This window comes from Corynebacterium sp. AOP36-E1-14, assembly GCF_052377495.1.
Taxonomy (GTDB): domain Bacteria; phylum Actinomycetota; class Actinomycetes; order Mycobacteriales; family Mycobacteriaceae; genus Corynebacterium.
This window is the reverse complement of the sequence record NZ_JBQSWV010000050.1, coordinates 1-8,291: the sequence shown is the minus strand read 5'-3', so window position 1 is coordinate 8,291 and position 8,291 is coordinate 1. Positions and strand designations below refer to the sequence as shown.

Annotated in this window: 9 protein-coding genes; 2 read left to right on the top strand and 7 right to left on the bottom strand. The window is 70.4% G+C overall.

Annotated features, from left to right (window positions below; translation table 11 throughout):
• The 7 genes from ACT3TD_RS14415 to ACT3TD_RS14385 all read right to left on the bottom strand — a co-directional run.
• The coding region (locus tag ACT3TD_RS14415; RefSeq protein WP_444615203.1) for a hypothetical protein at positions 1–1,206 on the bottom strand (1,206 nt) is incomplete at its 3' end.
• Positions 1,203–2,108, bottom strand: a complete 906-nt coding sequence (locus tag ACT3TD_RS14410) for an ATP-binding cassette domain-containing protein (RefSeq protein WP_301443250.1) — start codon at positions 2,106–2,108, stop codon at positions 1,203–1,205. The genes ACT3TD_RS14410 and ACT3TD_RS14415, both read right to left, overlap by 4 nt.
• 5 nt (positions 2,109–2,113) lie before the next feature.
• Positions 2,114–2,605: a hypothetical protein gene (locus tag ACT3TD_RS14405; protein ID WP_444638063.1), complete on the bottom strand. Its 492-nt coding sequence runs from the start codon at positions 2,603–2,605 to the stop codon at positions 2,114–2,116.
• A gap of 153 nt (positions 2,606–2,758) precedes the next feature.
• Positions 2,759–3,235: a hypothetical protein gene (locus ACT3TD_RS14400; protein ID WP_441579832.1), complete on the bottom strand. Its 477-nt coding sequence runs from the start codon at positions 3,233–3,235 to the stop codon at positions 2,759–2,761.
• Positions 3,235–4,173: an ATP-binding cassette domain-containing protein gene (locus ACT3TD_RS14395; protein WP_301443248.1), complete on the bottom strand. Its 939-nt coding sequence runs from the start codon at positions 4,171–4,173 to the stop codon at positions 3,235–3,237. The genes ACT3TD_RS14400 and ACT3TD_RS14395 overlap by 1 nt, the downstream gene beginning before the upstream one ends.
• Before the next feature lie 26 nt (positions 4,174–4,199).
• On the bottom strand, positions 4,200–4,322 hold the full coding sequence (locus tag ACT3TD_RS14390; RefSeq protein WP_301443247.1) for a hypothetical protein: 123 nt from the start codon (positions 4,320–4,322) through the stop codon (positions 4,200–4,202).
• Positions 4,319–4,693, bottom strand: coding sequence for a GntR family transcriptional regulator (locus ACT3TD_RS14385; protein WP_301443246.1), 375 nt, complete (start codon positions 4,691–4,693; stop codon positions 4,319–4,321). Before ACT3TD_RS14385 ends, ACT3TD_RS14390 begins: the two co-directional genes overlap by 4 nt.
• Before the next feature lie 197 nt (positions 4,694–4,890).
• On the opposite strand from ACT3TD_RS14385, the gene ACT3TD_RS14380 reads away from it, so the two are divergent.
• Positions 4,891–6,231 (top strand): NYN domain-containing protein, encoded by a 1,341-nt coding sequence (locus tag ACT3TD_RS14380; protein WP_301443245.1) that lies wholly within the window; start codon positions 4,891–4,893, stop codon positions 6,229–6,231.
• Between the two features lie 59 nt (positions 6,232–6,290).
• A partial coding sequence (locus ACT3TD_RS14375) for a galactan 5-O-arabinofuranosyltransferase (protein WP_444615202.1) occupies positions 6,291–8,291 on the top strand: 2,001 nt, incomplete at its 3' end.

The following is an 8,291-nucleotide window of genomic DNA, read 5'->3' as shown; positions in this document are numbered from 1 at the left end:
GGCCCGCGTCGTCACGCCGGAAGCCGGGTCCATCCTCCGTCCGGCGCGGGCGAACAGCACGCCCGCGACAGCGGTCCACGCGAGCGCAACCACCACCCTGGGCGCCACCTCGCCGACGACCGGGACAACCACGACACCCGTGCCCACGTAGCCCAGGACAATCAGGTTGGCGACCACGACCATCACGGAGATGACCCGGCGACCTGCACCCTTTTGCGTCACAGTGACGCTCAGGCCGGACAAGGTCATCGCCACGGTCACGAACCCGCAGTTCGCCGCCACGCAGAGCGCGCCCATCCACTCTCCCGGGTCTCCCGGCGACAGCATGGGCAAGGCTCCGGCCCCTCCCCTGGACTGCACACCCTGCTCAAGACCCCAGGCCACCAGATACACCAGCGCGAATCCCACTGGGGCCACCCACCAGCCGCGCACCACGGCGCGTTGCCAGTCACGTGTCACCCCGCCGAAGACGGTCCACATCATCGCGGCCCGCTCCGCCTGGACGAGTCGGCCGAAGACGACGCTCGCAGTGAGTGCCACCACCAGGATGACGGCGACCACGGTCAGGTCGCTGCCAAGCAGCCGGAACACCAGCTGGACGGGGATCATCACGACCAGGAAGGCGATCAGCGGAGCCAGGACTCCCCCGCCTGCCATGGCACGCATCACGGCGACATGACCGTCCGGTGCCTGTGCCCTCCGACCCCACCGCGTCGACAGGGAGGCCGCCGCACCACCACCGGCGTCGACCGCCGCCCCGCGCAGCTCGCGCAGGCGCAGCACCACGGTAAGGGTGCTGAGCGCCACGATGACCAGCACGGTCAACGCGAACCAGGCCCCGAGACCGCCTCCCCGCACGGTTCCCACCGCCCACAGGACCGTGAGCACCGCCAGACAGACAGCGGTCCCCACCACCGTCGCCATCACCACATGCGCCTTCGCCGCCCGGGCTCCGATGCCGAAGACGACGAGTCCACGCGTCGACATGGTCAGCACCCCGGACGAGGAACCACCGACGATGCCGAACAGGACCGCGACGGCGACCTGCCGGCCAACTCCTTCCACTGTCTCACCGAACAGGATGAACGGCACGATGAGTACCAGCAGCCACGTGACGAGGCGTCCGGCGATCTCCGACCTCGCCTGCGCCAGGCAGAGCCGCAGGTGCGTGGCGGCGGGCACCCCGCCGAGCAGCGTCGTCGTCATCGCGTCCCCCTGACCAGGACGGTCTCCTCCAGTCCGGCGTCCTCGAGGCGGACGTCCAGCCCCTCGGACGCGTGCAGCAGCGCCGCTGCAGCCACTGCGGCCCCGGCATCACCTGCGTCTCCGGTGCGCCCGGCGTCCAGCACGACCCGGCGCGCCCCAGCGACGGTGTCCTCGCGCAGAACAGTTCGCGGTGCGCGCGCCAGCAGGTCGTCGACGGCGCCGGCGGTGCCGGTCGCCACGACGGTCGAGGACGTCAGTGCCTCGACGTCGGCGATGCGGACGACGTCGCCGCGGTCGATGAGGATCACGGCGTCCAGCAGCAGGGAGGCGTCCTCGACCTGGTGGGTGGAGATGACGACCGTGCGTCCGGCATCGGTCGCCCGCGTCGTCTCCTCGAGGAGTTCGCGGTAAAGGTGCTCGCGGTTGCGTGCGTCCAACCCCAGGTAGGGCTCGTCGAGCAGGGTCACGTCCGCCCGGGCGGCGAGGCCCATGACGACACCGACCAGGGTCTTGTTGCCGCGCGACAGGGTGTCGAAACGTGCCTTACGGTCCAGGGCGAAGACGTCCTGCAGGTGGCGGGCGTAGTCGGCGTCCCAGGTGCTCCAGCGCGAGGCGGCGAGGTCGAGCAGCGTGCGCACGCTCATCTCTCCGGGGTAGGGGACATCCGCGCCGGCGAGGATGATGCGGTCGAGGGCGCGTTGGTTGTCGCGGACCGGCTCGCCCTCGAGGGTCAGCCGCCCTTCGGTGGGCAGTTGGCCGGCGAGTGCGCGCAGCAGCGTGGTCTTGCCGGCCCCGTTCGCGCCGATGAGTCCGTAGACGCGGCCGAGAGGAATATCGCAGGTCACGGCATCCAGTGCGCGCGTGCGGCCATATCTGCGGGTGATGTTGTCGAGCTCAAACACGGTTGTCAGAGTGCTCCTTGTCGTTGGTAGTAGAGCCGGTCGTCGCCCTGCACCGCGCCGACCGGGTGCAGATCGTTGCCGGCGAGGATCGTACGGGCCGAGTAGACGAGGACGCCTCCCGCCGCCGCGATCACGACGACGCCGGCGACGACCGGCAGCGGCCCGCCGGGGAAGTCGCTGGCGGACAGCATCACGGTGAGCGCGATGCCGAGGACCAGCAGCACGACGATGCCGAGGTAGTAGTGCACGGTCACGAGCAGCGGCAACAGCACGATGATCAGCAGGAGCAACGCGCTGACCAGCACGATGCGTCCGGCGGTCCAGCCGTCATCAGTGGCCTCCGCGGCCAGCGCGCCGGAGGAGACGAGCGCGGCAATGCACACGGAACCGAGCGCCACCACGGACGCGGAGGCCACGTGGGCATGCAGGAGCCAGCGTCGCACGGGCAACCCGTAGGCCGTCCAGCTGCGCCGCGTGCCGGCGAGAACGTCCACCACTGCCGAGCACGAAATCGCGATCGGTGCGAGGAGAAATGCCATCTCGATCGGTTCATCCTCGCCGCTCATCATTGCTGTCAACACCCCCATCACGACTACGAACGTGACCACCACGGCGACGGCGGTGGTCAGCGCCGGCAGATAGATGAAGCGTCAGGAGAGCGGCCCCCGCGACGCCGGCAGCTTCGCGACCAGGGCTGACCAGCTCGTCGCCGCTGAGCGGGACGTCCCCCGGACCATCCCGTCGCCGCGCAGGAGCGGACGGATCGCAACCGCCTGCATCACCGCGACCACCAGTGCGCCCAGCAGGGCCCCGGCGAGCCCCCACATTCCGCCGGTGAGGCCACCGACCAGGACGACGACGCCGACGGAGAGCGCGAGGACTACTACGCCGGCGATCACCGCGTCCACCCGCCAGATGGCCAGCGGGACGCCGAAAGCGCGGTAGCGCGAGACGTCCGGCAGGGCCACCCAGATCGCAAAACCCGTGGTCAGGGCGATAGTGAAGAAGTCCACCGCCCCCTGCCCCGGGAGAAGCAGGATCCCCGAGAGAGCGAGCATGGCCGGGACCAGCAGCTGTTCGATACGCGGGTACATCTGCACGCGCACGTCGAATCCGGGGCCACGCATCACTGCACCTCCCCGGCCAGACCGGTCAGGCCGATCACGGTGTCCTCGGCGTCGAGGTGCTGGACGGTGACGCCGGGGCGCTGCGGGACGGTGGCACCGCGCAGGTCGACGTCCAGCGACATCGTGCCGGCGACGTCGCGCATGGCGACGACCTGCGGCAGGTCCCCGGCGGTACCGTCGCGTCCGCCCCGCAGCTCGTCGAGGACGTCGTGCATCAGGGCGGTGCTGCCGGTGAGCCGGACGACCCGTTCGTCGAACTCGGCGGCGTCGAGGTCGTGGGCGAGGCTCCCGTCGCCGGCGAGGATGAGCAGCCGGTCGACGCTGCGTCCGGCGTCCGCGAGATGGTGCGTGGACAGCAGGATGCAGCGCGGCGCGGCGGCCTGCTCCTCGGCGAGGATCTCGTAGAACAGGCGGCGTCGCTGCACGTCCAGCCCGGAGTACGGTTCGTCGAGCAGCGTCAGCGGTGCCCGCGACGCCAGTCCGACGACCACGCTGACCAGCGAGCGGTGGCCGGTTGACAGGGAGGCCATCTGGCCGAAGCGGGCCAGGCCGAAGCGTCCGGCGAGGCTCTCGGCGAGGTCGGCGTCCCAGTACGGGTAGCGGGCGGCGGCGACGGTCAGGACGGTGTCCACGGACCAGCGCGGCGGGTAGAGGACGTCCACACCGGTGAAGCAGACCCGGTCCATCACCGCAGCGTCGTCGAAGGGGTCGCGGCCGTCGACGGTGATGCTGCCCGTGCTGGCGCGCAGCTGACCGGCGAGGATACCCATCAGCGTGGTCTTGCCGACTCCGTTGCGTCCGACGAGGCCGATGGTCCCGGCGCGCGGAAGGTCCAGCGTGAGGCCGCGCAGGACGTCCCGGCTGCCGAAGGAACGGCCCAGGTCGCGGGTCTGGATGAAGGTGTCGGTGGGGTGTGTGGTGGGGGTTGGAGAGTTCATGGTGTTCCTTTCGCTGGTGAGTGGTGTCAGGCGGAGAGGCTGAGGTCGACGGGGCCGACGACCGGTGGGAGGGTGCGCCCGGCGCGAGGTGTGCGCCCGGCCCCGGGGTAGGCCAGTGCGGCGCCGGTGAGTGTGACGGTGCTGGTCATGAGTACAGTCCTCTGCTTTCCGCGACCTGGTCGAGCAGTCGGTGCAGGTCGTCGCGCGGCATGTCGAGTTTGATCGCCTCGTCCACGAGGGGGGCGAGGTAGTCGGCGGCGAAGGCCTCGCGGCGGCGGGCGGCGATGCGGTCCCGGGCACCGTCCTCGACGAACATGCCCAGGCCGCGGCGTTTGGCCAGGACCCCGCGTTCGACGAGCAGTGTGAGGCCCTTACGGGCGGTGGCGGGGTTGATGCCGTGGAAGGCGGCGAGTTCGTTGGTGGACGGTGCGCGGTCGCCCTCGGGGAGTGAGCCGTCGACGACGGAGTCCTCGACGAGTTCGGCGATCTGCCGGAACAACGGTGACGTGGTCTCGTCCACGGCCGGTCTCCCTCCGCCCCTCGGGCACATTGGTTCGTTACTGGTGTAACTAACCATCGCACAGGTCGATCTTTCTGACAAGAGCCCCCGCCGCAACCGCGACGTACAGGGCGAATGACCTGCACACCTCCCCACGCGCCCCACGCCTGATGCACACTGGTGGGACTGCACAACTAACTTTAGTGAGGACCATCACCATGCTCGAGCGATCGCTGATCTACGTCGACACCTCCTACCTGCTCGCCAGCTTCTACAACGCGTGGGAGACCGGCGCGCGCGCCCAACTCGAGATCGACCTACCCGAGGTCGTCAACGTGCTCGAGTCACGCGTGGTCGACCAACTCCATCAACCGGTCTACCGGCAGAACTGGTACGACGGGCTGCCGGACTCCGGCCCACACCGCTACCAACGCGCACTGCGCTCCTGCAACGGGGTGCAGCTGCGCTCCGGGCAGCTCATCGAGTGGGGCGACCGGCGCACGCAGAAGGCCGTGGACACCCGCCTGGTCGCCGACATGGTCATCAGCGCCATGTCGCGCGAGGTGACCGACATCGTGCTGGTCTCCGGTGACGCCGACATGCTCCCCGGCGTCGAGGAGGCGGTCTCCCGCGGCGTGCGCGTGCACCTCTACGGATTCGGCTGGGACTCCATGTCGGCCAACCTGCGCTACGCCTGCGACTCCACCACCATCCTCGACCCGCGCGAGGACTTCGCCGACTGCATGCGCCTGCAGGTGCTCGAAGGCCCCTTGAAGACGGCCACGAACAGCGCCTCCGGGACCCCTGGCGCCTCGGGGCCACAGCACAAGCCCATCGGCGACGCCGAACCCGTCGAGGACCTCTCCGGCACCTGCGCGGTGCCCGACGTGCGACGCAAGTCCTCCACGCACTCCGGCGAGACGGCGACACAAAACGAACCGGCACAGGACGAACCAACGCAGGACGCAACGGCGCAGGACGCCCCGACGGACGCGCCGTCCGCGCCGTCCGCATCTGCGTCAGCACCCACACCGGCCGACGTCGCGGCCGCGGCGTCCCCCGCGGCGGCACCTGAGCCTGCCCCGGCGCAGGACGCCGGGGACGCCCCCGTCACCGAGACGGAGAAGGACGACGAGAAGAACGCCTCCGGCGCGTCCGATCCGTCCGGTGCCTCCGGCGAATCGTCCGCACCGTCCCCCGGCCCGTCGCCGGCGGACCTGGCATCCTCCCGTCCGACCCCGGCGATGATGGCGCCGCGCCGGCGGCTGCGCAGCCGCTACGTCCCGCTGCCCACCGAGGTGTGGCAGTCCGGCGGCCAGCAGAACCCCTTCGACATCGGCGAACAGTACGCCGTGTGGTGGTTCCAGAACGCCGCCACCGGCGAACAGCAGGACGGTGCCCACGTGCTCTGCGGCGGCGGACTGCCCCCGGAGGTCGACCGTCCGCTGCTCCAGTTCGCCTGCGAGACCCTCCACGAGTACACGCTCACCGAGTACCAGCGCGTCAACCTACGCGACGGATTCCACTCCGGGATCCGCGGCATCCTGCTCAACCGGTAGCAGGAACCCCACAGTCACCCGTGACCCGGAATCGGCCCGGACTGTGAGAAAATGCCGACATGACCGCCCCCTCCACCGGAACAACCGGCCCCACCGGTAGCGACGCCGCGTCCCGCCCCGACCGTAGCGGCCGTGGGATCCTCACCTTCCTCGGGCAGATCGTCGGGGCGGGCGTGCTCGCCTCCGCCGTCACCCTCGTCGCCTGGTGGGTCCTCGCGCGCACGAACCTGCCCGCCTACTCCTCGTCGAACGTGACCAAGGCGCTGGCCAGCGCCGCCGGCGTGATCGTCCTCGTCGTCCTGGCGTTCGTCCTGTACGCGGTGATGCACGCGCGCACGCCCTTCACCGACTGGGCCCGGTGGCGCAGGCTCGGCGCGACGGCCCTGTGCTGGCTCGCGCCCGCCGGGCTCGTGATCGCCACCCTCGCCATCCCGCTGGCCGCCACCCGCCTTTCCCTCGACGGCATCAGCGTGGACCAGGCGTTCCGCACCCAGTTCCTCACCCGCATGACCGACCAGCCCGGGTTCGAGGACATGGCCTACCTGGACGAGCCGAGCTTCTACCCCCGGCTGTGGTTCTTCACCGGCGGGATGTTCGCCAACATGCTCGGTCTCGCCGGGTGGGCGGCGTTCCAGCCCTGGTCGCTGATCACCCTCGCCGCCACCGGGTCGATGCTGGTGCCGGTGTGGCGCCGACTCACCGGGTCGCTGCCGCTGGGCACCGTCATCGCCGTGGCGACGACCGCGGTGGTGCTCTACACCGCACCGGAGGAGCCCTACGCCGCCGTCGTGGCGTTCGGCATGCCCGCCGCCTTCGTCCTCGCCGGACGCGCCATGCGCGGTTCCTGGCCGGCCGTCGCCGGGCTGGCCCTGTTCCTCGGGCTGTCGGCGAACCTGTACACGCTCTACACCGGCGTGTCCGCGCTGACGGTGGTGCTCATCGCCCTCGCCGTGGCGTGGGGCAGCCGCTCCATCGCCCCGCTGGTACGGCTCACCGTGACCGGGCTGGTGTCCATCGCCATCGCCCTCATCGGCTGGGCGCCGTACCTGATCGCCCTGCTGACCTCGGAGAGCGGCGCGAAGGGACGCGCCCAGCACTACCTGCCGCAGATCGGCACCGAGGTGCCCGTGCCCTTCTTCCAGATCGGGCTCGTCGGCGCGCTGGGACTGCTGTGCATCGTGTGGATGGTGCTGCGCTGGCGGCGCAGCCAGGTCCGCGCCCTGCTCGCCGGCCTGGTGGTCTGCTACGGCTGGGTCGTGGCCTCGATGCTGATGACGCTGACCGGCACCACCCTGCTGGGCTTCCGCATGGAGCTGCCCATCTCGTTGATCCTGGTCACCGGCGGCATCATGGCACTGCAGGACCTGCGGATCAACGGTGTGCGCCGCGCCTACCCGCAGTTCGTGGGCCCGGAGGCGGCACCGAAGGTGACGGCCGTGCTGGCCGTCCTGCTGACCTTCGCCGCCGCCGCGCACGTGGTGAGCATCCCGCTGCACCTGCGCCAGCACATCGACCTGGCCTACACCGACACCGACGGCGACGCCCAGCGCGGCGACCTCTTCCCCGCCGACTCCACCGTCTACTACGCCGACGTCGACTCCTACATCGACGAGACGCTGGGCCTGGGCGGCCAGCGCGCCGGCACCGTGGTGCTCACCGACGAGCAGAGCTTCATGGCGTACTACCCGTACCACTCCTACCAGGCGATGACCTCGCACTACGCCAACCCGCTGGGCCTGTTCGAGGAGCGCAACGACGAGATCAGGGACTGGACCGACATCTCCGACCCCGCCGAACTCACCGACGCGATGGACGCCACCGCCGAGGAGCGCGGCTGGGAGGGCCCGGACGTGATGGTGCTGCGCGGCCAGGCGTCCGACGCCACCGAGGCCACGGAAGACGAGGACGGGCAGGACGGGACGTTCTCCTACCGCCTGTCCGAGGACATCTACCCCAACGACCCGAACGTGCGGTTCACCACGGTGCCCTTCCAGGCGTCCGCCTTCGCCGACGGCTGGGACCTCGAGCAGATCGGCCCGTTCGTCGTGGCGGTGCGCCAG

Excerpts from the sequence above, each read along its gene's own strand:
- ACT3TD_RS14400 (WP_441579832.1), bottom strand. The coding sequence starts at position 3,235 with ATGCGTGGCCCCGGATTCGACGTGCGCGTGCAGATGTACCCGCGTATC.
- ACT3TD_RS14395 (WP_301443248.1), bottom strand. The coding sequence starts at position 4,173 with ATGAACTCTCCAACCCCCACCACACACCCCACCGACACCTTCATCCAG.
- ACT3TD_RS14390 (WP_301443247.1), bottom strand. The coding sequence starts at position 4,322 with ATGACCAGCACCGTCACACTCACCGGCGCCGCACTGGCCTACCCCGGG.
- ACT3TD_RS14380 (WP_301443245.1), top strand. The coding sequence starts at position 4,891 with ATGCTCGAGCGATCGCTGATCTACGTCGACACCTCCTACCTGCTCGCC.